Here is a 23,869-nt window from a genome sequence, read left to right as displayed (position 1 = left end):
TCAGCGCGACAGTTCTTTTTCGTATTCGGCCTGCACGGCTTCGATCAGCCCCTTGCCGGTCTGCACGCCGCCGACCAGCTTCTGCAGTTCGGGCGTCCAGCCCGCGGCGAAGATGGCGCCGGTGGCGTTGGCGATGAAGTCCATCGCGCCGTTCTCGGTGGCCACCACGTTGCCGGCGGCGAGCGTCGCCTCCGTCACCGAACCGGGCGTGACGGCCGGAATGGGCAGATCGGCCGGGCCGCCGGGGTTGGAGCCGCCGACTTCGACATTGATCTTGCGGGCCTGCTCGTTGGTCGCGACCCAGTTGAGGAAGAACGCCGCGCAATCCTTGTGCGCAGCCTTGGCGCCGATGCCGAAGGTGAGCGGCGCCGACATGGCGGCGTGGCGGCCACCCTCCTCGGCCGGTGGCATCAGGAAGAAGCCGAACTTGCCGGCGAAGTTCTTGTCGAGGTTACCCGACTCCCAGTCGCCGTTGAACATGAACAGGCCTTCGCCGCCAGTGAACCGGCTCATCATCTGGAAGTACTCGATGGCGTTGGTGTCGGCGGCGAAATAGCCGGACTTCACCCAGTTCTCGAGGTGCTCGGCCGCCTTGAGGTTGGCCTCGGTGTTGATGCTGGCGCCGTCCTTCTGGAAGATCCAGTCGTTGATCGGCTCGGGCGGACCGTATGAACCCATCAGATCCTGCAGCGGGAAGGCGAGGCCGCCGGTTCCCTTGTTGAACTGCATGATCGGCACGACGCCGGCATCCTTGGCCTTCTGCATCAGCGCGTCGAGCTCGGCCAGCGTCTTGGGCGGCTCGGTCATGCCGATCTTGGTGGCGAGCTCCTTGTTGTAGAACACGCCGGTCATCGAATAGTTGAGACCCATGGCCCAGAGCGAGCCGGCGCCGCGCGGGCGGCCACCCTCCTCGACACGCAGCTGGATCAGCTGGCTCGGCGGAAATTTGTCCCAGCCGAACTCGGTGAAATAGCCGTCGAGATTGGCCAGCAATTCGTTGGCGACGAGGTCGCTCATCGAGGGCAGGCGGATCAGGTCGGGCGCATTGTCCTCGCTGAGGATGCGCGGCGAGTTCTCCATCATGTTGGCGAACTGATCTTCCTTGATATCGAAGGTCACGTTCGGGAACTGCTTGGTGAACTCCTCGGCCAGCTTGCTGGGTAGCGGGAAGCCGGTCTCGAAATAGGCATTCATCACCACCGGATCGGCGCCGCAGCTCGGCGCGGCCATGGCGGTGCCGGTGAGCGCGGCGGCGGTCAGCGCCGCAAGGCCGACAGCATTGAGGGATCTCAGCTTCATGTTCATTCCTCCTCCAAGGATGCCAGCCGTCATTCTGCTCAGCTGGCGTTCTGCTTTGCTAAATGGATTTAGCACGAGGTTCACGCCTCTCGTCAAGAGGCTCCGAGCAGCTCGCGCAGCGCGTCGACCAGCGCAGTGCCCCTGACGTCACCGGGCCCGCGCATCCAGTTGGTGATGAAGGCAAATCCGACGCGATGCCGGGGGTCCGCGAAGGACACCTGGCCGCCGGCGCCGTCGTGCCCGAAGCTTTCGTCGGTGAGAAAACGCCGCGCTGCGGAGTCAAGCTGGAAGCCCATGCCCCAGCGCGGATAGGGCGGCTCCGCCGCAAACACCGGCGCACCCTCAGTCACCGTCGCTGTCGCGCGCTTCAACACGTCTGCCGAGGCCAGCCGCACACCGCGTGTCTCGGCCACGGCTGCCGACCAGATGCTCGCGAGGCCTTCGGCGGTGGCGATGCCGCCGGCGCCGGGAATCTCGGCCTGCTGCACCCGGCGGTCGTTGAAGCCGCCATCGCTGGTGACCAGCGCGGCCGGCAGCGCCCGACCAAGCGTCATGGCGCGGAATGGCCAGTTGACCTCGCCGGCAGCGGCCTTGTTCGCATCGGTCTCCCACAGCGCCGCAAGCTCGGGCGCCACCTGCAGATGCGCGACATTGCCGCGCGCCGGCGGCAGGCCGATCCATGCTTCGGCGCCAAGCGGCGCCACCGTTTCGCGGAAGTATGTTCCGGGCGATTGTCCTGTCACGCGCCGAACCAGTTCGCCAGCCAGCCAACCATGCGTCAGCGCGTGGTAGGCATAGCCCTCGCCTGGCGGCCACAGCGGTGCCTGCGCCCCCAGCTTTGACGTGGCGGCATCCCAATCGAGAATGTCCGCAAGCTCGAAATCCTCGCGCGGGGCCGACAGCCCGGCCTGATGGCTCAGCGCCTGTGCCACCGTCACGGCGCTTTTCCCACCAGCCGCGAACTCCGGCCAGTAGCGGGCGACTGGAGCGTGATAGTCAAGCCGTCCCTGCTCCACCAGCCGTGCCACCAGCAGTGACATCAGGCCCTTGGTGCACGAGAAGATCACCGAGGCGGTGTCCTGTTCCCACCGCCGGCCATCGCGTTCGTCGGCGAGACCGCCCCAGAGGCTAGCGATCAGTTCCCCGTCGACGAGGATGGCGAGCGCTGCCCCCATGTTCGGCGCGCCATCAAACGCGGCTTCGAACACTGTGCGCATCGGCTCGTAGCCCGCGGCCACCGTCCCATGGATCGAAAGGCTCATCATCTGGCCTCCAGTTCGAGCCGGGGGAGGCCGTCGGCGTGCCGGCCTATCTTCACCGGCAGCGGGTCGGAGATCGAGCCGGCAAAGTCGCCCCCCGACTGCACGTTGTTGAACGCCAGCAGCACGGCGCGGCCGCTACGATCGGTAGCGATCCGGCCGGCATAGAGCTCCTCGGGCACCAGCAACGTCGCTCGCTCGATCGGATAGGGCCCAAGCTCCGACGGAATGGCGACCGACCACACGCCACCCTTCTGACCGGTGAGCCGGCCCGAAAGCCTCGGGCTGTCGCAGCAGAACAGCAAGTGTAACGTGCCGTCGACTGCAACGATCTGCGGTACCTCGAGGTGGGAGAATCCGCCGTTGATGGCGCTGAGCGCGGGCTGGACCTGCCAGGACTGCATGTCGTTCGAGACGGCGTGGCCGATCACGCCGCGCTCCATCAGGGCACCGTGATTGGCTCGCGCCGTGACCAGCATGTGCCACTGGCCTGCCGCATCGGCGAATACCCAAGGGTCGCGCCAGGCCTCTTCGGGCCAGTCCGAGTTGCCGAGCGTTTCGTAAAGCTGCGGGTCGGCGATACACACCGGACCAGGTAGCTTCCGCCAGCTATAGAGGTCGTCGGAAACGGCCATGCCCACCGTCTCGACATTGGCATTGCTTGATGGGGAGAGAAAGCGCGAGCCGGTATAGTAGAGCCGCCATTGCCCGTCGGGACCACGCACCACGCTGCCTGTCCAGCTAGCGGTATCGTCGAAGCTGCCGGCTGCGCCGGTGTCGAGAATCTGCCCGTGGTTCTGCCAGTTGACGAGGTCGATGGAGGTGGCATGGCCGATACGGGCGTTGCGATGCCTCAGATCAGGGTTTCCCAATGCGCGCGGCGCATGCAGGTAGAACAGATGATAGGTCGCGCCGTCGTCGGCCAGCCAGAAGTCCCAGACCCAGTGGTCGGGCAGTGAAAAAGCCATCGCTTTCAACCCCTCAGATTTGCTAAATGGATTTAGCAGGGAGTGTGAGCGTCGCCAAGTTGGCAATTCGCGGGCGCCCCTTCTATGAAGAAGCGTCCGAGCGAAGCTGGAGTGATGGCGGGATTGTCGAAGAAGCGCGTAACCCTCGCCGATGTCGCCAGGCTCGCCGGCCTATCCTCTGCCGCCGCTTCGATGATTCTGACCGGTCGCCCCGACACCCGGCTCTCCGCCGAGGCGCATCGCCGCGTGCATGAGGCGGCTGCGCAACTGGGCTACCGGCCCAACCTCGCGGCGCAGGCGCTGCGCACCGACAAGACCCGCACCATCGCTTTCATCTCCGACTACGTCGCCACGACGCGCTACGCCAATGGCCTGATCCGCGGCGCGCTCGCTGCGGCGCAGGAAGCCGGTCACGTGCTGCTGCTGCTCGAAACCGGCGGCGAACCCGATCGCGAGGTGCAGGCGATCGAGGCTGCCCTCGACCGGCAGGTCGACGGCATCATCTTCGCCGCCATGCGGGCGCGCGAAATCTTCGTGCCGACGCTGCCGGCCGCGACGCCGGTGGTGATGCTGAACGGCACGAGCAGCCGGTTTCCGTTGTCAGTATTGCCCGACGAACGGACGGGAGGACGCAGCTCGGTGGAACTGCTGGTGGCGGCCGGCCATCGCGATGGCATAGCCCTCGTCGGGCATAACCAGGTCGCCGAGCAGGGTCTGTTCCGTTCAGAAACCGTGGCGCGGCGCATCGCCGGCATCCATGCGGCGATGACCGAGCACGGCCTCCGCTTCGCCGTGGAGGAGAGCTGCTGGGAATGGGAGCCGCATCACGGCTTCGAACTGACGCGCAAGATTCTCGCGCAGCGGCCGGATGTGACGGCCCTGCTCTGCCTCAACGACCGGCTCGCGTTCGGCGCCTATCAGGCGCTCGCCGAGGCCGGGCGCTCCGTACCGGGCGACATCTCCATCGTGGCCTTCGACAATGACGAGATCGCGGGCTACCTGCGCCCCGGGCTGACCACCATCGCGCTGCCGCATGAAGAGATGGGCCGAGCCTCGGTCCGGCTGCTGCTGTCGCCGGACACCAACGGCGAACACCTGGTTTCCATGCCGGTGGTGGTCCGCGCCTCGATCTGAACATAGTGGCTGGCTGGGGCGCTAGGATTCGAACCTAGGAATGGCGGTACCAAAAACCGCTGCCTTACCACTTGGCGACGCCCCAACGCGCGCGTTCCTACACGCTTCACCATAGCGACGCAACCAATCGGAAATCGGCGCAGCAGGATCGCTTTCAGGAAAGGATGCAGACTTTTCTGGTTCGAAAGCGCGACCACTCAAAGACTTGCTCTAGGCGCTTGAGTTGGCTCGGCACCGAGTCTATAACGCGCCTCGCAGCGGCTGGCCGCCTACCGGAGCATTCCCGACGTTCCGGCCCAACAAGGCCCAGAAGCATCCTAACGGAGTATAGCGCAGCCTGGTAGCGCACCTGCTTCGGGAGCAGGGGGTCGAGTGTTCGAATCACTCTACTCCGACCAATCAAACCCCGGTGCCTCACGGCGCCGGGGTTTTTGTTCTAACCACCGTTCAAGGGAACCAGCGAGTCGTCCGACGGCGCCGGTGTTCTGCGTCCGAGCATGGCGATCGCAACGAAAGTCAGCGTCGCGATCAACCCCAGGACCGCCATCACCCAAAGCGCGCCGGCGATCCCGAACGCCGCAATCATCAGCGCTAGGCAGAACGGCGATACGGCCGAAGCAACCTGCCTCGCTGAGGACAGCCAGCCCAGACGGGCGCCGTATCTCTCGCGGCCGAGCAGCTGCAGCGGCAGCGCACCGGCAACGATACTCGTGAGGCCCGAACCCAATCCAAACAGGATTGCGAACAGGATGGAGCCGACGAGAGAGGGCGCAGTCAAGGCAACGACCGCGACGGCTAAAGGTGGCAGCGCTGCGGCGATGATGGCCAGCCGAGTGGACGGCAGATTCTTGCCCAGGACCATGTTGGTCAGCCGGCTGAGCACCTGCGCGGGTCCGAACAGGCTGGTGATCAACAGCATGTTGCTCTCCATGCCGAGGCCCGTCAGCACGGGAATGATCTGCATGAGGACGGCCGACAGGATGAAGCCTTCGATGGCGAAGCCGAGCAGCATCAGGCCGAAACCGATGTTGCGATCCTGCCCATGCAGGGTTCTGAAAGTGGCGGCCGGTGCAACGATCGCTCCAGTTGGCGCGGCCGCGCTCGCTTCCTTGGGTAACTTGCCCAGCCACAGATGCAGGGGAGCGCAGATCAGGAGGTTGAGGGCGGCGAAGACAAGATAGGCTCCGCGCCAGTCGGTGACCTCCAGTAGCAGGCTGGTTATGGGCCAGAAGATCGTCGAGGCAAAACCGGCAATCAGCGTGAGGTGGGTGATGCTGCGCTGGGCGCTCTGCCCGGCCACCTGCACCAGCGCGGCGAACGCGGTCGAATAGAGCACAAAGCTCGAGGCCATCTCCATCGCGACCAGTGACGCGCCATAGGCAAATCCGTTCGGCGACAAGGCGGCGGCCACCAACGTCAGGGCGGCGGCCACCGATCCGATGGTCATGACGCGCGCAGCGCCGAACCTGTCGGCGAGATGTCCCGCGAAAGGCGCCAAGAACCCACCGGCCAGCAACGCCACGGTCAGCGCGGCATAGACCCACTCCGAGGGCCAGATGAATTCCCGCCCTATTTCCGGCGCCAGCACACTGAAGGAGTAGTAGACGGTGCCATAGCCGATGATCTGGGTCACACCCAGGGCCCAGATGGCTCGGGCCGGAACTCTCGTCGTCATGAGATCACGCGGGCTCGGTCGTGTTGGTGGCTTTGAGGATTGCCGCTGTGCCGGTGCCGCACCCACAGCCTGCGTCACCTTCCGCCTTGGCCACCTCGTCGGCCACGCAGCAGGATGAAGTGGTGCTCGCGGGGCCGCCGCAGCAGGACGAAGCCGCCGCAGGCGTATCACCGTCACGGAAGTCGACGCTGCAAACGCCGGTCTCGGGCAATACCAGATGGACCTCGCGAGCAGCGACGTGGTCGCCGGCCAATTCGGCTACGACCGAACGGGCCTGCTCGAAACCGGTCGCCATCAGGAAGGTCGGAGCGCGACCGTAGCTCTTGGATCCGATGATGAAGAGGTTCGGCTCCGGCTGCGCCAGTTCCACTACGCCATGCGGCGGGACGGTGCCGCAGCTGTGGAAGTTGGGGTCGATGAGCGGCGACAGGGCCGGTGGCGCCTCGGTGGCAGGATCGACGGAAATGCGCAACTCCGACAGGATGTCGAGGTCCGGACGGAACCCGGTAGCGACCACGATCCGGTCCACCATCAGCGTCATCTGCGTTTGGTTCAGGTTGCCGACGACCGCGATCTTGCCGTCTGCCTGCACCAGGCGATTGGCGGCGAAGGGTGCGAGGACCTGGAGCCGGCCAGTGTCGATCGCCCTTTTGGCCGCCAGTCCCAGGGCGCCTCGTTCCGGCAATTGATCATTCAGGCCGCCGCCGAGTAGCCGCTCGATTCTGTTGCGACGCAGCGCCCAGATCACCCGGGTGCCCGGCTCCTCGTCCTGAAGGCTGAGCAGGGCCAGGGCAACGTTGATGGCGGAGTGCCCGCTACCCACCACCAGCACCGTCCGGTTGGCGAACTTCCCTCTCTCGGCGCCCAGTACATCAGGAATGCCGTAGTCGATGTAGCTCGCGGCCGACCGCTCACCGAGAACCGGCAAGCCATCGACACCCATGGGGTTCGGTCGTGTCCAGGTGCCCGAGGCATCGATCACCGCCCGAACGACACTTGCCTGCTCGTTGCCATCCGCGTCGGTCCAGCGCACCTCGAACGGGGCTTGTTCGCGGTCCTTGTTGGAGACCTTGTCGAGGCCCGTCCGGGTGATCGCCGTAACCTGGGCCGAGAGCTTTAAGCCAGGCGCGATGGTCGGCAGCCCGGCAAGCGGCTCCAGGTACTGTTTCACGATCTGCCGACCGGTGGGCAGGTCGGTCGGCTCCGGCGCATCCCAGCCTGCCGCTTCGAGCAGCGCCTTCGCGGCGCTATCGATGTTGTATTCCCAGGGGGAAAAGACCCGCACGTGCCCCCACTCCAGCAGCGAGGCTCCGACTGAGGCGCCCCGCTCGAAAACGATCGGTGTCAGTCCCCGGCTGACCAGATGGGCGGCGGCGGCGAGACCCACCGGACCAGCGCCGACGACGGCTACGGGGAGATTGGTTTCTAACTTCATCGCACACCTTCCTAGTTTCTAGAAATATCGAATTTATGACGCCGGAAAGAGACTCACGCCGCCTCGGTGGCATCCTCCGAGGTCGAAGCGCAGCCACCCTCATCCACGCAGCACTCGTCCGCGAGATAGCCGATGAGCCCATTCATGCTGGCATAGTTCGCCCGGCAGATAAGGGTAGTCGCCTGCCGCTCCTGGCCGACGAGATTCACGTCGATCAGCTTCTTGAGGTGATGCGACAGCGTCGATGACGGGATGTCGAGCTTGAACTGAAGCTTGCCGACCGGCAGGCCGTTGTCGCCGGCACGAACCAGCGTCCGGTAGATGGTCAACCGAGTTGGATTCCCGAGGGCTTCGAGCTGCGAGGCGGCTGTTTCGATGTTCATGGAAATAGCATGCCAGTGGAATTGCGAGCGGTCAAGGCTATTTCTACGTTTCTCGAATTAGCTCCTCTCGGTGCTATCGGTGCGTTTCCCGGCAGCATCAATTACCACCTCGCCGTCCTCCTTAACGAACGGACCGATGTGGGGGTTCTCGAGGATATCCAGCACCAGCTCCGAGGGGCGGCAAAGGCGAACGCCCTTGGCTGTCACGACGAAGGGCCGATTGATCAGGATCGGGTGCGCCATCATCGCGTCGAGCAATGCAGCGTCGGACAGGGAGGGGTCCGACAGGCCCAGCGCGTCATAGGGCGTGTCCTTCTGACGAATGGCCTGCCGGACGGTGAGGCCGGCCTCTTTGATGAGCCATGCGAGGCATTCCCTGGTCGGCGGGTGCGTCAGGTATTCGATGACCTCCGGCTCTTCGCCGCTCTGGCGGATCATGGCCAGTGTGTTGCGCGACGTGCCGCAATCCGGGTTGTGGTAAATCGTCGTCATTCGGTGACCCCAGTTGGTTTGAACAGCCAGCCAGCCAAGGCCAGGGCCAGCAGCGCTCCCACAAGCTGGGCGAGGATGAAGGCCAGTGCATCGACGGGACGGATCCCAGAGAACGTGTCGGTCAGCGAACGCGCAATGGTCACCGCCGGGTTCGCGAACGACGTCGAGGCAGTGAACCAGTAGGCCGCCGTGATGTAGAGTCCAACCAGGGCGGGGATCGCCTGCGCCTTGGCTCGCAGTCCGCCGAGGATCACCGCGACGAGGCCGAAGGCGGCGATCGCTTCGGAAAGCCATTGCGAGGCGCCGGTGCGAGCGTGAGTGGCCAACTGCAGCGCTGGCAGCTCGAACATCAGGTGAGCAGCGACGGCACCGATGATGCCCCCTAGGACCTGCGCCACGACGTAACCGGCGGCCGACGACCAATCGAGCTCCTTGCGGAGTGCGAATACCGCGGTCACGGCGGGATTGAAGTGCGCCCCCGAGATCGGCCCGAGGATGGTGATCAAAACGAAGAGAATGGCGCCGGTGGGGATCGTGTTCCCCATCAACGCCATCGCTGTGTCGTTCGTCAGCCTATCGGCCATGATGCCGGAACCGACGACTGTTGCGACAAGTAGAGCTGTGCCGAGACCTTCGGCAGCGACGCGCCGGCTGAGCGTCATGCGGCGCCAGACGCCTTGGAGGTCGAGCCGTCCATCGCACCTATGCCACGGAGCCTGGAACCCAATGCGAGCTTGTCGATGCTTTGGTGGGGCAGGTTGATGAAGGCGGCGATGCGGTTGCGCATGAAGCGCAGGGCATCCTCAAAGGCCTGGCGCTGCCGAAACTCAGGTCCCTCGACCTTGGCGGGATCTTCGATGCCCCAGTGGGCCGTCATGGGGTGGCCTGGCCAGATCGGGCAGGTCTCGCCGGCCGCGTCGTCACAGACGGTGAAAACGAAATCCATCACCGGTGCATCCGGTCCGGCGAACTCTTCCCAGGATTTCGAGCGAAGACCCTCTGTCGGAACCCCGGCTTCCTTGAGAATCTGGAGTGTCATCGGGTGGATGGCGCCCTTGGGCGCACTGCCGGCTGAGAAGGCGCGAAACTGCCCCCGTCCGACGTGGTTGAGCACAGCCTCTCCCAACACCGAACGAGCCGAATTGCCGGTGCAGAGGAACAGGACGTTGTAGACACGGTCAGCAGCAGGCATCGGTTGCCTCCTTCGGGCTGCAGCAGGGGGTGAATTCGGCGACGAGAGGCTCGCACAGCTCGGGGCGGCCACCACAACAGTCATTGACCAGGAAGCTCGCTATCTCGCGCACCTTGTCGATCTCGGCCCGATAAATGATCGACCGGCTATAGCGCTCCGCAGTGATCAAGCCCGATCGCGTCAGTACGGCAAGATGCGTCGACATGGTATTTTGCGGGACGCCAAGGCGTCTCGCCACCTCTCCCGCGGGTAGCCCTTCCGGCTCGTGCCTCATGATCAGTCTGAAGGCGTCGAGCCTGGTTGGCTGTCCAAGGGCAACGAGAACGTCGATGGCGCTGGTTGATTCCATGCATCGAGGATTATCGATGCAATAGCAGCGGGTCCAATGAAGGTTTTATGACACCGAGGGGCCAGCACTGCGCCGCGCCGACAGCGAGGCGACCCTGCCACGGCGGTGCCTCGCGGTGCCGGATCTTGTCTGGCTCAGCCGGCCTTGCCGACCGGGATCAGGTACGGAACCTTGAGGTTATCCGGCATTTTGCCGAGCCGGGTGATCATGTCGATATTTGGGTGCATCGAGCGTCGGAGATGCGCTTCGAGGGCGGCGCAGGCGCCATCGAGATCGCCCGCGAGCAGGCGATCATAGATGCCGCGGTGCTCGGCCAGCATGGTCGAGAGTTCCTCGCTGGTGCGATGGCGCCGGAAGGTCTCGTGCGTCGCGATCAGCAGTAGCTGGCTGCGCTGCACCGCCTGCAGGAGCTGCGAATTGTTGCAGCGCGCGACGGTATCGACATGCAGGTCCTGCTCGATCCGCTCGAGTTCGCCGATGCTGCGCCCGCCGGCTTCGGCCCGCAGCACGCGTTCACGCCGCTCAGCGAGTTCGCCCTCACTGAACTTGGGGAAGGCCTGGCGCAGCGCCACCGGTTCCAGCACCCAGCGCATCTCGTAGTGCTCGCCGATTGCCTCGGCGGTGAGCGGGCCCGCATACCAGCGCTGGTTGGCTTCCTGCACGATAATGCCGGTGCGGGCGAGCCGGGTCAGTACCTCGTGGGCAATGGTGCGGCTCACGCCGTAATGGTCGGCCAGCGCCGATTCGTTGAGGATGAACCGGCCATAGGCGAGGCTGGCGGCGACGGTGTGCTCGACCTGCGGATAGAGCTTGGCGCCGATGTTGCGCGGCGCCGAGTCGGCGTCGAGTTCGGCCGGCAGCACGAGGCCGGCCTCGCTCAGTTCCAGCCTCAGGCGCGGTGACGCCGGGTCGTCGGGTTGGGCGACATATCCGCGGCCGCCGAAATCGGCGATCAGGCCCTCGTCGCGCAGCCGCCGCAGCGCCGCCGCCGCCGGGATGCGGCTGGCCCTGAAGGCGCGGGCGACATTGGCTTCGCCCAGCACCAGACCGGGCGCCAGCAGCCCGTCGGCGAGGTGCTGGCGCAGCACGCCGTAGATCGTTTCATAGAGCGGGGTCGGTTTGGCAGGCATCCCTGAGCACTAGCATCGCGGCTGAAAACCGTCAGCCTCAGATTATCGTCTATTGCCCGCAATATGCATTATTCGTACAACTCCGCCAACAGGTCGTCAGGATCGGGGGGAACGATGGGCGTCGATCGAAGCGGCGTGTTGGTCGAACTGCGGGCCATGCTCGAAGCCGATGACCTGAAGCCGGCACCCGCACCCGAGGCCCTGACCGTTGCCGGCCGCCGGGCCGAAGCCGATCTCCGCCTGCCCGGACTATGGGGCAAGCCCGATGCCGTCGAGCATATCGAAGACCTGTCCATCGAGTCGCCAGGCGGACAATTGCGGGCGCGGTTGTACAGACCCGCCGAGGCACGTGGCACCGTGCTGTTCTTTCACGGCGGCGGCTGGGTAGTCGGCAGCATCGAGACCCATGACGCAGCTACGCGCGCCTTCGCCAATGCAGCGCGGGCCAATGTGCTGTCGCTCGGTTACCGCAGGGCGCCCGAGCATCCGTTTCCCGCTGCGGTCCAGGATGCCGATGCGGCGCTCGACTGGCTGCTGGCGAGCGGCGGCGCAGCAGGACTTGCGATCGACCGGGTCGTCGTCGCCGGCGAGAGCGCCGGGGCAACCCTCGCCGCCGTATTGGCGCGGCACGCAAGGGACCGCGGTATCCCTCTTGCCGGGCAGGTACTGATCTATCCGGTGACCGATACGGAAATGGCGAGCGATAGCTACCGCACCTTTGCCGACGGCTTCTATCTCACCGCCGAGAACATGGGCTGGTTCTTCGACCAGTATCTCGGCGGACAGAACCTCAATGACCCCGATGCTGCACCCCTTCGCACGCCGGACCTGAGCCGTCTCGCTCCGGCCTTCCTGATGACGGCGGGCCACGATCCGCTGCGCGATCAGGGTCGTGCCTATGCGGCTCGGCTGGTTGAGGCGGGCAACTCGGTGACCTACCGCGAGGTCGGCGGCGGTATTCACGGCATGTGGATGATGGATCGGCTGACCACCGCGACCCGCGAACTGATCAGCGAAACCGCGGCCTGGATACGCTCTCGTTTGGCGTAGTGCATCCTGCATGCATTATGCATTAACTCTCAATGGGGCTTGTTGCAACAGTGCAGCCGTCGCCTGAGGGGGCGACGAGGGAGGGCCGCAAGGCCGGATTTTCGCGTCCGCCTAAGGACGCTGGAGGATTTCATGAGACGTACAGCTTTTGCGCTGGCCGCGGCCGGCATCGCTACTCTTTTGTCCGGCGCCGGTTTCGCGCAGGAAACCGTCATTGGCGGCATGGTCTTCCAGCAGGACCAGTTCTTCCGGGGCATCCAGCTCGGCTTCGAGGTGAGCGCCAAGGAAAGCGGGGCGACGCTCCTGCAGGGCAATTCCGACAACAAGCTCGAAAAGGAAGCCGAGCTGATCGACACCTTCATCGCCCGCGGCGCCAAGGCCGTGGTGCTGGCGCCGCTCAATTCCGATGCCTCGATCCCGGCGCTGGAGCGGGCGCGCGATGCCGGCGTAAAGGTCGTCCTCTATGGCACCTCGATCAATTCGGACTTCCAGGTTGCCGATGTCGGCACCAGCCAGCTCGACATCGGTCGCTTCACCGGCGAGGCAGCGGCCCGCTACATCAAGGAAAACCTCGGCGGCAAGGCGAAGATCGCTTTGCTCGGCTTCCGTTCGCAGCTGCAGCAGATGAGCGATGACCGCACCAACGGCTTCCTCGAAAAGGCCAAGGACGGCGTCGAGCTCGACGTGGTCGCGACGCAGGACGCCTGGCTCGCCGAGAACGCTGTGACCGTCGCCACCGACATTCTCACTGCCAATCCAGACATCCAGGTGATCTACGCCGCTAATGAAGGCGGCACGGTCGGTGCGGTGCAGGCGGTGCGCGCCGCCGGCAAGCAGGGCAAGGTCTTCGTCTTCGGCACCGATGGCTCCGAGCAGCTCGCCGGGTTTCTGCTCGATGAGGACAACGTGCTGATCGCCACCACGGCTCAGCAGCCGGTCGAGATCGGCAAGAAGGCGGCCGACGTCGCCGCTGCCGCGATCAAGGGCGAGGCGACCGAGAAATACTACGACATTCCGCCGCTGGCGCTGTCGCGCTACGACCTCGACGGGGTCAAGGCCTACGCCGAGAGCGTGAAGCAGTAGTTTCGAACTGCCGCTGGACCCACGGGGTCCAGCGGTTCTCGCTTTGCCCGGAGGCCAGCATGCGCGGCGCGATCGAATTCCGCGACGTCACCAAGACCTATGACGGCACCGTCGCCTTGCAGCAGTTTTCGCACGCCTTCTCGCCGGGGCGTGTGCATGCATTGATGGGACGGAACGGCTCGGGCAAGTCCACCGCTATCAAGATCCTCGCGGGAGCGGTGCAGCCGACGCTGGGCACGCTCAGCGTCAATGGCGCCGAGGTGCAGTTCGCGACGCCGTCCGAGGCCTTCGCAGCCGGTATCGTCACCGTGCACCAGGAACTGTCGCTAGTGCCGTCGCTCTCGGTGGGCGAGAATATCTATCTCGGCCGGCTGCCCAAGCGTGGTCGCTTCGTCGACTGGCAGAGGCTGCATCGCGATGCGGCGACGATGCTCCACGAGATGGAGCTCGATATCGATCCGCGCGGGCTGGTCTCGGCGCTAAGCCTTGGCCAGCAGCAGATGGTCGAGATCGTCAAGGCGATGAGTTTCTCGCCTGGCGTCCTGATCCTCGACGAGCCGACTTCGGCGCTGGCGGCGCGCGAGGTGGCGCACCTGTTCGCGCTGGTACGGCGGCTCCGGGCGCGCGGCGTGACAATCATCTACATCACCCACCGCATGAACGAGCTGTTCGAGATCGCCGACACCTGCACGGTGCTGCGCGACGGGCGCTATGTCGGCTCGATCGAGATGGCCGACGCGACCCCCGAAAGCATCGTCGGGATGATGTTCGGCGACATCGCAAAGTCGGCGCGGCCGGCGCGGCGAACCATCTCGCGGACGGATCCGGTTCTCCGGGTGGAGGGGCTGACCCGCGCCGCGGCTTTCGCCGACGTCTCGTTCGAACTCTATCGCGGTGAGGTGCTGGGCATGGCCGGACTGCTCGGCGCTGGGCGGACTGAAGTGCTGCGCGCCATCTTCGGCGCCGATCCGCTGGATTCCGGGACCATTCATTTCGCCGGCCAGACGGTCACTCATCCTGACCCGCGCCAGATGAAGCGGCTGGGGCTCGGCTACACGCCGGAGAACCGCAAGGAGGTCGGGCTCGTCCAGATCGCCTCGATCCACGACAACCTGATCCTCGCCAGCCTCGACCGCATCGCCAATCGCGGCTTCACCTCGCGGCGACGGGAATATCCCTTCATCTCTCGCCAGATTGGCAATCTCGGCATCAAGGTGGCTGACCCCGACCTGCCGGTGTCGACGCTTTCGGGCGGCAACCAGCAGAAGGTGGTGATCGGCAACTGGCTGAACACCGCCCCCAAAGTGATGTTCTTCGACGAGCCCAGTCGCGGCGTCGATATCCAGGCCAAGCAGCAGATCTTCGAGATCATGTGGCGGCAGGCCGAAGCGGGCCTCTCGGCGATCTTCGTCTCCTCCGAGCTCGAGGAACTGCTCGACGTCTGCGACCGCATCCTCGTCCTCCGGCACGGGCGCCTCGTCGCCGAGGTGATGCCCGCCGAAACCAATCTCGCCCAACTTTATCGCCTCTGTATGGAAGGACCGACCCGATGACATCAGAGGCCCAGACTGCGACGCGCCCGGCAGTTAGCGGCGTCGACCGTCTGCGTTCCTACATCCTCGAGCTCTTCCTCGTCGGCATGGTGCTTGTGCTGGTGCTGGCGGCGCCCGGCTTTGCCAGCGTCAACAACCTGCTCAACGTGCTGCGCGCCGTCTCCATGCTCGGCATCATCGCCTTCGGCATGACGGCGGTGATCATCGCCGGCGAGATCGATCTCTCGGTTGGCGCCGGGGTGGCGCTGGCCGGCTGTATCATCGGCTGGGTCTGTGGCGCGCTGACGCCGGGACTCGGGCCGTGGCCGGCGGTGGCGGTCGGGGCGGTCGTCGCCATCATCGTCGGCGCATTGGTCGGCACGTTCACCGGCAAGATGCGGCAGTGGTTCAACGTGCCGAGCTTCATCACCACCCTGGCCCTGCTGACGGCGCTGCGCGGCATCGCCAACCTGATCAGTGGTGGTTTCCCCATCGCCACCTTTCCCAAAGGCTTCAATTTCCTCGGCGCCGGCAATCTCTGGGGCATCCCGACGCCGGTGTTCTTCTTTCTCGCCGTCTTCGCCGGCATGTCGGTGCTGATGAAATACACGAGCTTCGGCCGCGCCATCTACGCCGTCGGCGGCAATCCCGAGGCCTCGCGTCTGTCGGGTATCGACGTCTATGGCACGAAGACCTTGGCGCTGGCGATCACCGGGGCGCTGACGGCTTTGAGCGGCATCCTCGTCGCCAGCCAGATCGGCTCAGGCAACGGCACCGCGGCGACCGGCATGGAGCTCAACGTCATCGCCGCGGTGATCATCGGGGGCACCAGCCTGTTCGGCGGCAAGGGCCGCATTTGGGGCACGCTGCTCGGCGTCTTGTTCCTCGGCTGCATCAACAACGGCATGGTGCTGATGAACGTCTCGGAATACTGGCGGCTGGTCGTCTCCGGCGGCATTATCCTCGCCGCCGTGCTGCTCAACCAGGTGCTTGAGCGGGGCGTGAAGCGCTAACGGGCGGGTGCCAGCCGATAAAGCCCGGCACCATGGCTGGGCAGCAGCGCGGAGAAGCTGCCGTCGTACCGGCCGAGGTTCGCGTCCGACCAGAGGTCAGCAACTTCGGCCTCGGCGATCCCCAGCGTCGCAAAACGGAAGCCGACCTCGCGGTCGGCTTTGCCGGTGTTGAACAGCGCCAGATAGGTGTCGCCGTTCTCGGCCTTCGCGGTCCAGACACGCGTCCCGTCCATGACGAAATGCGGTTGATTGTCGGTGCTCGACTGGTTCACCGCCAGCACCTCGCGATTGGTGAGCAGCGAGAGCGTCGCCTTGTCGAGGTGGCGGAGATCACCGCCCATGATCAGCGGCGAGCGGGCGATGGCCCAGAGCGTCATCACCGTCTTCTGCTCGGCGGGGGTGAAGCGCGTGTCGCGGTCGCCGAGGGCCAGCCGCCCGAGCGGCAGCATATCGGCATCGGGCCAGGCGCCGGGCTTCCGCCATGGGTTCCAGTTCTCGAGCCGGACGAACTGCTCTTCCAGCAGTTTCCAGTCGTCCCAGAAATCGTCGCTGATGCGCCAGAGCTGTGCGAAGCGACTGACATGCTCGCCGCGCAGTACCGGCGTCTCGCCCGGCGACAGCGACAGCGCCATTGGCCGGCCGGACGCCACGATGCCCAGATGCGCCGCCTCGATCTCGGCCGCACGTGCATCGTAGGGGCGGCTCATGTCGTCCATCTTGATGAAGTCGACACCCCATGAGGCATAGAGCGCAAATATGCTGTCATAATAGGCCTGCGCGTCGGGCTTGGTCATATCCACCCCGTACATGTCCGGGTTCCAGCTGCAGATGCTGGTGGTGTCGGCGATATCGCGCGCTCGCACCTCGGTCCCGAGCACCGGCAGGTTCTGCTCGACCGCCAGCCGCGGAATGCCGCGCATGATGTGGATGCCGAACTTCAGCCCCAGCCCATGCACCTTGCGCGCGATCTCGGCGAAGCCGACGCTATTGGCCGCCGAGGGGAAGCGGTTGAGCGCCGGGGTGACCCGGCCATAGCCGTCCATCGTCGGCACCGGCTTCGAGTTATAGGTGTAGCTCTTGGCCTCGGGCTCGTACCATTGGATGTCGATGGTGAAGACGTCGTAGCCGAAGGGCAGGAGCTTTTCGGCCATGATGGCAGCCGTCTCGAGCGCCTGCGCCTCGGTAATCGTCGTGGCAAAGCTGTTCCAGCTGTTCCAGCCCATCGGCGGGGTGGGGGCAAGAATGGTCATGAGGCGGGCTCCCTTCTTGGGGAGACGCCAACCGTCTCGCCGCTGCGTCGTCAAGCGCCGTGGTAGCCAAACGAGGAAAGCCGAAAAGCTTCGCCCGAAATCAGGAATCTCAGCCGCTCGCCAGCAGCGCCTCGATCTCCGCCCGGGTCGGCATCGACGGTGCCGTACCCGGCCGCTGCACCGAAATGCCGGCAGTGGCGCAGCCGAACCGGATGGCTTCGACTGGTGACTTGCCTTCAGCCAGCGCTACGGCAAAGCCGCCGTTGAAGGCATCGCCGGCGCCGGTGGTCTCGACCACTCTCGGCACCTTGAACGCCGGCACCATATGCGTGCCCGCCTCGCCATGTAGCAGCGCGCCCTTCCCGCCGAGTGTGATCAGCGCATTCTTCGCGCCGCGCCGGACGAACTCCTTTGCCGCGGCAAGCGCGTCGTCCTCGGTGACGACAGGCAGGCCGGTGAGCGCCGACGCTTCGGTTTCGTTGGGTGTGACATAGTCACAGAGCCCATAGATCGCGTCGGTGACTTCGACCGCCGGGGCGGGGTTAAGGATGGTGATAACCCCGTGCTTGCGCGCCATTGTCAGCCCTGCCAGCGCCGTCACCGTTGGCTGCTCGAACTGGGTGATCAGCACCCTAGACGACGCGATCACCGCTTCCGCCGCCGCGACATCATCGGGTGAAAGGTGTGCCGCTGCACCGCTCTCGACGATGATGGCGTTGTTGCCGGTCTCGGTGGAAACGAAGATGAAGGCGGCGCCGGTTGGCGCGGTTTCGTCGATCACCACGGCGGAAGTATCTATCCCGTCGGCGGCCCAGGCCTTCTGCGCCATCTCGCCGAAAGTGTCGCGGCCGATTCGGGTGATCATGCGCGCATCGCCGCCGGCCCGGGCCGCGGCGATCGCCTGGTTCGAACCCTTGCCGCCCGGCCCGTCCTTGAACCCCTGGCCGAGAATGGTCTCGCCCATCAATGGCAGACGCGGCGCCCGGAACGCGAGGTCCGCGACGAATATGCCGAGTACGGCGACCGGTGCGCGCGCCATGAAGTCTCCTCCCTCTTGCAGCGCCGCCTTCGGCGCTCCCACTGTGCCCGGGCGCTGTGCCGCTCCCTGGGCAATCAACGGGGCAAGTCAGATGCCCCGCACTCGGGCAATACCTTGCTGGCATCGCTCATGAAGTAAAGATTATTGGCGCGACACCCAGGCCGCGATGTTGTTCCACAGCGGCGCGTAACCGGCCCAGTCGACGAAGGGCGGCGGGGCCCAGTGCGGCCCGCAATCGGAGGTGAAGACGGCGGAGCGGCCCTTGCCGTATTCGCCCACCGCGATCAGCGGATCGCCGCCGACGCGCACCAGCACCTCGGCGTCCGGCTTGGCGACCACTTCATTGTAGCCGAGGAGAGCCGGCCACTCGCCGGTGATGCCCTTGGTGATCTGGTGTCCGGAATCGCCGACATGGGCGACGACGCCCTGCGGGTTCTCCCGGCGGTCGTCATGGCGATAGAGCGTCACCGGCAGTACGGCCTCGACCGGCGAGCCGGCATACTGGCCCTTCGCGTCGATGCCCTGGAAGGTGAGATATCCACCGATCATCACGAGGCCGCCCCCATTGAGGACGTAGTCCTTGATCGAACTGAGCCGGTTGGGCAACGGCACCGAGCGCACGAACGTGTCCGGGTGCAGCAGCAGCGTATTGGCGCCGATATCGGAGAGCATCACCACGTCATAGGCGGCGAGCGCCTCGGCCGTCTGCGGAAAATCGCGCGAGGCGAGGTGGTTGGGGAGGAACGTGACTTCCCAGCCGCCCGATTCCAACGCTGCCTTCAGCCAGCGTACGCCTTCGTTGTACTCGGTGGTGGCAAAGCTGTCGAAGCCCTTGGTGTGGATCGAGTGGGTGACCCAGGACTCGCCTGCAATGAGAACCTTCTTGCTCACGTTCTGAAATCCTTCGATGTGGGCGCCCCGACGGACTGGCGCCGGATGAGTTCGACCGGCAGGCGGGTCAGCAGCGGCGGCTGTTCGCCGTTGATCTGGGCGAGGAGGGCCTGGAAACCCTGGCGACCCAGTTGCTCGACCGGCTGTCGAATGGCAGTGAGGGGCGGCGTCAGCAACGTGCCGTAGGCCATGTCGTCGAAGCCGATCAGCGACACTTCGTTAGGCACACTGATATTGGCGTCGCGGAGGCCCATGACGGCGCCGATGGCGAGATAGTCGGACGAGGCGAAGATCGCGGTCGGTGGAAGCGGCAGATCGAGGAACTTTATGGTCGCCGCACGCGCCAGTTCGGGCGCGAAACTGCCCATCGTCACATACTCTGATCGGACCGGAATGCCGGCCTCGTTCATGGCCATGAGGAAGCCCTCGCGTCGCTCGGTCACCGTGAGCAGTCCGTGTGGGCCGCCAAGATAGGCGATGCGGCGGTGGCCGGCCTCGATCAGGTGCTTTGTCGCTTGGTAGGCGCCCTCGGTGTTCTCGACGAAGATGCGTGGCACGCTAACGCCGGGGATGTCCTCGTCGACGATGACGACATTCTTGCGCTTGCCGATCAGCGCCGCGAGCGTGCCGTCGTCGGGCGTATTGGTCATCATCAAGAGGCCATCGACATGGCCGTCCTGCATCCGCTCGAGCGAAGCGATTTCGCGGTCCCGGTCCGAGCGGGTCGAACTCATGAACACGGTATAGCCGTGGCGGTCCGCCTCGTCCTCGAAAGCCGAGGCAAGTTCGGCAAAGAACGGCTCGCGGATTTCCGGTGTCACCAGACCCACGGCCTCGGTCTTGCCGGTCGAGAGGCGCTTGGCCATCAGGTTTGGCCGGTAGTCGAGCTTCTTGATCGAGGCATCGATGCGCGCCGACGTCGTCGGCGGCAGTTCGATCCGGTGGTTCAGGTAGCGTGACACGGTGGTCGGCGAGACCCCGGCGTCCTGCGCTACATCATGGATAGTGGCCATTGTTTCCCCGCACGCCAGCCAAGGCTAGGACAATGAAAGCGCTTTAGTAAAGCGGTTTCAAAGACTACCACACCACCGCATGCGTCTCGCCCGTTGCGACATTGACGAAACCCTCGGGCGCCAGGGGCGAGGGCGCGACCAGCACCCATTGCCACGGTGCACAGGTGAGCGTCGCGAACATCAGCCGCTCCGGAAAGCCCGGATGCCAGCGCGGATGCCAGGTCGGCTCGTACATCCAGTCGACCTTGGCCGCGGCTTCTCGCAGCGCCAGCATGTCGGCGTTCAGCGCATCGGCGGAGCGCTGCGACATCAGCCCGCCGACCTCGAAGCGCACCGTGGCGACGACCTCGCCGCGATGCACCAGCACCCAGCCGCCCTGTTGCTCGCGCAAGCGGTTTACGGCCAGCGCCATCGCCGCGTCGGACGAACCGCAGGTCCAGATATTGTGCTTATCGTGCGCCACCGAGCAGGCGAGCGCCGTGTCGGGATCGCGCGGACCGGTGCCGCGCCAGAACATCTTTGACACCTTCCCCTCGCCCGAGAACCGGTCGACGATGGCGAACTTGGTGATGTTCTCCGAGTGGAGCCGCTGCACCTCGCCGCCTGCGACCGGCATCTCCTGCGTGAGGAATTCGGGGTGCCAATGGAAGGGCCGAAGTACCGCTGCCTGCATGGCGTCGCGGCCCGGCGCAGCCGCGATGGCGAAATCATCCGCGGTAAGCTCGCGCTGGATGTTGACCGTATGCGTCGCCCAGTCGGGCCAGCGGATCTGAGGCACCGACCCGGTAAACCGGTTGCCCTGCGATACCGGCTCGCCATCCGCCCAGACCTTGGCGATCTTCAGCGCCGGCACGTCACTGAGCAGCACGATGTCGGCATAGCGCCCCGGCGCGATCGAACCGACATGCGGGGTGAGCCGCATGTGGCGGGCCGGGTTGATGGTGACGCACTGGATGGCGATCTCGGGCTGAAGACCTGCGGCGATCGCGGTGCGCACATTGTGATCGGTGGCCCCGATCTCGAGCGTCAGCGGCGCGCTGCGATCGTCAGTGGCGAACGCGACCTGGCTCCAGTCGGTGAGGCCCTTCTCGAGCAGCCCTTTGATAATCTCCGGCATCGTGTGGATGCGGATCTCGATGAACAGACCGTGCCGCAGCTTGTCCCAGGCTTCGTCGGCCGTCGCCATCTCGTGGTCTGAGGCGAGGCCCGCAGCCGCGAAGGCATTGATCTCGGGCAGCGAGCGCAGCCCCGCCGCATGGCCCTCGACCACGCCGCGCGCCGCGAAGGTGGCCTCGATCATGCCCCAGAGGCGCTGGTGCGAGGGGTTGTCGGGGTTCCAGACCGCCGGCCAGTCCATCACTTCGTCGAGCCCGGTGACCATCGGGCTCTGCATGAAGCTTTGCTGCTCGTCATGGCCGAAATAGCCGCCGCCCCACTCATAGGCAGTGGGCGGCACGGCCGAGCCGGGCTGGGGAAAGATCTTCAGCCGGGAGCCGGAGCGGCGAGCCGTCAGCCAGAACTCGAGATTGTTGGGCCCGTCGACGTTGGAGAATTCGTGGCTCGCTTCGCAGGTCCAGGTATTGCCGCGCGGCAGCACCAGCGCGGCTTCCCACTCGGGCGTCAGGTGCGAAGACTCGATATGCTTGTGTACTTCGCCGAAGCCGGGGACGGCGCTGAGATCGGGCTCGTGTACCCGCTCTATCGCCTCGCCCTTGAACTCACCTGATGGACCGACCCAGGCGATGCGGCGGCCCTTGATGACGATCTCCTGGTCCGCAAGCCAGGTGCGCGAATGCACATCGAGCAGGCGGCCGACGCGGAGGATGCGGTCGGCGGGGCGCTTGCCCAGTGCAACGAGCAGCAGGTCCTGCCGGATGCGGACTTCGTCACGCGCATTGAGGATCAGGTCGTCGGGGAGGTCAGTCATAGTCCGTGCTTCGTCTTCCATAGTCCGATCAACCGCACCGACTCTGCCGCAATACCGGCGATCATCGCCTCGCCCTTCTCGGCCGTCGCCGGGCGCGGGTCGCCGAACACGCCGGAGGTGTTGAAGGCACTGAGCTTCATCGGCTCGGAGCCGAACAGCTCGGGAAACTCCGGATATTCGGGCTTGGCACGGTCCATCCGGACCGTGTCGGGCGCCAGTGCCAGCATGATCGAGGTCTCGACCTCGTCGGCATGGTAGAAGCCCGGCCCGGCGGGCTCGGACTCCATCAGCTCGGCGGCGAGCGCTTCGAGGCGCGGATAGTCGAGATGCAGCACCGGGAAACCGGCCTCGCTCAGCGCCCGCGCCGCGAGGTTGATCGGCTCGCGATTGCCGAAGTGGCCGTTGACGGTAACGAGGCCCTTAACGCCCATCCGCTTTAGCCCGCGGCCGATATCGAGTACTGAAGCGCGCAGCGTCTCGGGGGACAGTGACAGAGTGCCGGCCCAGCCTTCGGTGGTCCAGGCGTCGCCATAGGCAATGGCCGGCAGCAGCAGTCCATCGCAGCCCTCGGCGATGCGGCGGGCGACGCCCGTGGCCATCACCGTGTCCGTCAGCAGCGGCAGGTGGGCGCCGTGCTGCTCCACTGCGCCGACCGGCAGCAATGCGATGGTGCCGCGCTGGATGGCGGCGGAAACGTCTTCCCAACTGGCGCTGGCGGCATCGAGCATCAGGCCCATCCTACGATCGAAAGTGGCGCCGACGGTGCGAGCTTGCCGAGAAGCTCCGTGACGCTGAGAGAATAGTCGACATTGCCGCCGATCCGCGTGGTCAGCGCCGCCTCGGCAATATCCGAAGCCGCGTAGCCATGCGCTATGAGGTCGATCATCGCAGCCTGCAACGGCCCCATGGTCGGGTTGAACGCCACGCTCTCGATGGAGAAGCCGGAAACAGTGTTGCCGTCGTTCAGCGCCAGCACCACCGCGCCGGGGCATTTGCTGTAGGGCGCGTGGGCGCGCTGCCCGGCGGCGAGTAGCCGCTCCGCGATGATCTGCGGCAGCACATTCTCGCCCAGCGCCAGGTCCGGATGCATCGCGCCCGGCACGTACCCCGCCTCGCCGAGATAGTCCGGATCGAACGGCCACGGATAGAGCTCGGCCATGGTCAGCCGGTGCCCGAGCGGGTCGATCAGCACGAGGTCGCGGGTTGCCTGGAATTCGCTCAGATACTGCCGGCAGTGGGCGCAGGGATGCGCCTCGCCGATGGCGATCGCGGTGATCGTCATGCCCCGCGAGGCGGCGCGGGTGAAGACGAACCCCTCGCCATGAATGGTGAAGCCCAGATGCGTGCCGGGGAACTCGACATTTCCACCCAGGATGAGGTTGCCGGTCTCCGTTTCGAGCCCGACGGCGCCGACGAAGAAATCGGAAATCGGTGGCCGGGCGATCGTGCGGGCCGTGTCGAGCGCCAGCAACATCAGGTCTTCCACACCCGTCAGCTCGTAGCGCGCGATCAACGCGTCTGCCTGTTGCTTGGGCAGGACACAGCCTTCATTGCGGCCGAGAGCCGCCTTCCCGCCCGAGAGCAGCGCGGCAATTTCCACCCCGATCGCCGTGCCCACCGAAGCGGCAAGACGCTCCTGCCGTAGGCGGATCGTCCGGTCGGCAACAAAGGGATTTCGGCTCACCGGCGGCGCCTCGAATGCATTTGACAAGCTCGTGAATTCTGTCGTTAGCTTGTCATGTAAACCGGTTTACC

The 23,869-nt window shown here is 65.4% G+C and carries 23 protein-coding genes and 2 tRNA genes; 6 read left to right on the top strand and 19 right to left on the bottom strand.

Translation table 11 applies throughout. The features are described 5' to 3' along the window. The 3 genes from ACOYW5_RS14260 to ACOYW5_RS14250 all read right to left on the bottom strand — a co-directional run bounded on the left by ACOYW5_RS14260 (position 1) and on the right by ACOYW5_RS14250 (position 3,526). Positions 1-1,299, bottom strand: a complete 1,299-nt coding sequence (locus tag ACOYW5_RS14260; RefSeq protein WP_423065551.1) for an ABC transporter substrate-binding protein — start codon at positions 1,297-1,299, stop codon at positions 1-3. 92 nt (positions 1,300-1,391) lie between these two features. Next, the gene (locus ACOYW5_RS14255; RefSeq protein WP_423065550.1) at positions 1,392-2,561 is read right to left on the bottom strand and encodes a serine hydrolase domain-containing protein; all 1,170 of its coding nucleotides are present in this window, start codon (positions 2,559-2,561) and stop codon (positions 1,392-1,394) included. Then, positions 2,561-3,526 (bottom strand): hypothetical protein, encoded by a 966-nt coding sequence (locus tag ACOYW5_RS14250; protein WP_423065549.1) that lies wholly within the window; start codon positions 3,524-3,526, stop codon positions 2,561-2,563. Before ACOYW5_RS14250 ends, ACOYW5_RS14255 begins: the two co-directional genes overlap by 1 nt. A gap of 84 nt (positions 3,527-3,610) precedes the next feature. Between ACOYW5_RS14250 and ACOYW5_RS14245 the strand changes: the two genes are divergently transcribed. Then, entirely contained in the window at positions 3,611-4,660 is a 1,050-nt protein-coding gene (locus ACOYW5_RS14245) for a LacI family DNA-binding transcriptional regulator (RefSeq protein WP_423065548.1), read from the top strand. Between the two features lie 10 nt (positions 4,661-4,670). Here ACOYW5_RS14245 and ACOYW5_RS14240 read toward each other — a convergent pair. Next, positions 4,671-4,745 (bottom strand) — tRNA-Gln (locus tag ACOYW5_RS14240). A 236-nt stretch (positions 4,746-4,981) separates the two neighbouring features. Between ACOYW5_RS14240 and ACOYW5_RS14235 the strand changes: the two genes are divergently transcribed. Further along, positions 4,982-5,058: transfer RNA gene (locus ACOYW5_RS14235), tRNA-Pro, on the top strand. A 38-nt stretch (positions 5,059-5,096) separates the two neighbouring features. On the opposite strand, the gene arsK is transcribed toward ACOYW5_RS14235, so the two are convergent. The 8 genes from arsK to ACOYW5_RS14195 all read right to left on the bottom strand — a co-directional run bounded on the left by arsK (position 5,097) and on the right by ACOYW5_RS14195 (position 11,316). After that, positions 5,097-6,335: an arsenite efflux MFS transporter ArsK gene (gene arsK / locus ACOYW5_RS14230; protein WP_423069471.1), complete on the bottom strand. Its 1,239-nt coding sequence runs from the start codon at positions 6,333-6,335 to the stop codon at positions 5,097-5,099. A 4-nt stretch (positions 6,336-6,339) separates the two neighbouring features. Further along, positions 6,340-7,770, bottom strand: a complete 1,431-nt coding sequence (locus ACOYW5_RS14225) for an NAD(P)-binding domain-containing protein (RefSeq protein ID WP_423065547.1) — start codon at positions 7,768-7,770, stop codon at positions 6,340-6,342. Between the two features lie 53 nt (positions 7,771-7,823). Continuing rightward, positions 7,824-8,153, bottom strand: coding sequence for an ArsR/SmtB family transcription factor (locus tag ACOYW5_RS14220; protein ID WP_423065546.1), 330 nt, complete (start codon positions 8,151-8,153; stop codon positions 7,824-7,826). A 57-nt stretch (positions 8,154-8,210) separates the two neighbouring features. Further along, positions 8,211-8,645: an arsenate reductase (glutaredoxin) gene (arsC, locus tag ACOYW5_RS14215; protein WP_423065545.1), complete on the bottom strand. Its 435-nt coding sequence runs from the start codon at positions 8,643-8,645 to the stop codon at positions 8,211-8,213. Next, positions 8,642-9,307, bottom strand: a complete 666-nt coding sequence (locus ACOYW5_RS14210) for an aquaporin (protein WP_423065544.1) — start codon at positions 9,305-9,307, stop codon at positions 8,642-8,644. Before ACOYW5_RS14210 ends, arsC begins: the two co-directional genes overlap by 4 nt. After that, complete coding sequence (locus ACOYW5_RS14205) at positions 9,304-9,837, bottom strand: arsenate reductase ArsC (RefSeq protein ID WP_423065543.1); 534 nt, start codon at positions 9,835-9,837, stop codon at positions 9,304-9,306. The genes ACOYW5_RS14210 and ACOYW5_RS14205 overlap by 4 nt, the downstream gene beginning before the upstream one ends. Next, entirely contained in the window at positions 9,824-10,186 is a 363-nt protein-coding gene (locus ACOYW5_RS14200) for an ArsR/SmtB family transcription factor (RefSeq protein ID WP_423065542.1), read from the bottom strand. Before ACOYW5_RS14200 ends, ACOYW5_RS14205 begins: the two co-directional genes overlap by 14 nt. 134 nt (positions 10,187-10,320) lie before the next feature. Beyond that, positions 10,321-11,316 (bottom strand): GntR family transcriptional regulator, encoded by a 996-nt coding sequence (locus ACOYW5_RS14195; protein ID WP_423065541.1) that lies wholly within the window; start codon positions 11,314-11,316, stop codon positions 10,321-10,323. A gap of 114 nt (positions 11,317-11,430) precedes the next feature. Between ACOYW5_RS14195 and ACOYW5_RS14190 the strand changes: the two genes are divergently transcribed. The 4 genes from ACOYW5_RS14190 to ACOYW5_RS14175 all read left to right on the top strand — a co-directional run bounded on the left by ACOYW5_RS14190 (position 11,431) and on the right by ACOYW5_RS14175 (position 15,994). Further along, positions 11,431-12,366 carry an alpha/beta hydrolase gene (locus ACOYW5_RS14190; protein WP_423065540.1) on the top strand — a complete coding sequence of 312 codons (936 nt, stop codon included), beginning with the start codon at positions 11,431-11,433 and terminating at the stop codon, positions 12,364-12,366. 132 nt (positions 12,367-12,498) lie between these two features. Next, positions 12,499-13,449 (top strand): substrate-binding domain-containing protein, encoded by a 951-nt coding sequence (locus ACOYW5_RS14185; RefSeq protein WP_423065539.1) that lies wholly within the window; start codon positions 12,499-12,501, stop codon positions 13,447-13,449. A gap of 59 nt (positions 13,450-13,508) precedes the next feature. Beyond that, positions 13,509-15,002: a sugar ABC transporter ATP-binding protein gene (locus tag ACOYW5_RS14180; protein ID WP_423065538.1), complete on the top strand. Its 1,494-nt coding sequence runs from the start codon at positions 13,509-13,511 to the stop codon at positions 15,000-15,002. Continuing rightward, positions 14,999-15,994 carry an ABC transporter permease gene (locus tag ACOYW5_RS14175; protein WP_423065537.1) on the top strand — a complete coding sequence of 332 codons (996 nt, stop codon included), beginning with the start codon at positions 14,999-15,001 and terminating at the stop codon, positions 15,992-15,994. The genes ACOYW5_RS14180 and ACOYW5_RS14175 overlap by 4 nt, the downstream gene beginning before the upstream one ends. Here the strand turns inward: ACOYW5_RS14175 and ACOYW5_RS14170 are convergent. From ACOYW5_RS14170 to ACOYW5_RS14140, 7 genes are all read right to left on the bottom strand, one after another. Beyond that, the gene (locus ACOYW5_RS14170) at positions 15,991-17,244 is read right to left on the bottom strand and encodes a glycoside hydrolase family 27 protein (RefSeq protein ID WP_423065536.1); all 1,254 of its coding nucleotides are present in this window, start codon (positions 17,242-17,244) and stop codon (positions 15,991-15,993) included. The genes ACOYW5_RS14175 and ACOYW5_RS14170 overlap by 4 nt on opposite strands. A 109-nt stretch (positions 17,245-17,353) precedes the next feature. Then, complete coding sequence (gene rbsK / locus ACOYW5_RS14165; protein ID WP_423065535.1) at positions 17,354-18,283, bottom strand: ribokinase; 930 nt, start codon at positions 18,281-18,283, stop codon at positions 17,354-17,356. 141 nt (positions 18,284-18,424) lie between these two features. Further along, positions 18,425-19,174, bottom strand: coding sequence for a glutamine amidotransferase (locus ACOYW5_RS14160; RefSeq protein ID WP_423065534.1), 750 nt, complete (start codon positions 19,172-19,174; stop codon positions 18,425-18,427). Further along, positions 19,171-20,187: a LacI family DNA-binding transcriptional regulator gene (locus tag ACOYW5_RS14155; protein WP_423065533.1), complete on the bottom strand. Its 1,017-nt coding sequence runs from the start codon at positions 20,185-20,187 to the stop codon at positions 19,171-19,173. The genes ACOYW5_RS14160 and ACOYW5_RS14155 overlap by 4 nt, the downstream gene beginning before the upstream one ends. 64 nt (positions 20,188-20,251) lie before the next feature. After that, positions 20,252-22,114: an adenine deaminase gene (locus ACOYW5_RS14150; RefSeq protein WP_423065532.1), complete on the bottom strand. Its 1,863-nt coding sequence runs from the start codon at positions 22,112-22,114 to the stop codon at positions 20,252-20,254. Beyond that, the gene (locus ACOYW5_RS14145) at positions 22,111-22,842 is read right to left on the bottom strand and encodes a creatininase family protein (protein WP_423065531.1); all 732 of its coding nucleotides are present in this window, start codon (positions 22,840-22,842) and stop codon (positions 22,111-22,113) included. The genes ACOYW5_RS14150 and ACOYW5_RS14145 overlap by 4 nt, the downstream gene beginning before the upstream one ends. Beyond that, entirely contained in the window at positions 22,842-23,825 is a 984-nt protein-coding gene (locus ACOYW5_RS14140; RefSeq protein WP_423065530.1) for a hypothetical protein, read from the bottom strand. The genes ACOYW5_RS14145 and ACOYW5_RS14140 overlap by 1 nt, the downstream gene beginning before the upstream one ends. Positions 23,826-23,869: the final 44 nt, after the last annotated feature.

It is taken from the genome of Devosia sp. CN2-171 (assembly GCF_049354815.1).
Taxonomy (GTDB): Bacteria; Pseudomonadota; Alphaproteobacteria; order Rhizobiales; family Devosiaceae; genus Devosia_A.
The sequence above is the reverse complement of the archived record's forward strand: the minus strand, read 5'-3'. Positions and strand labels throughout refer to the sequence as shown.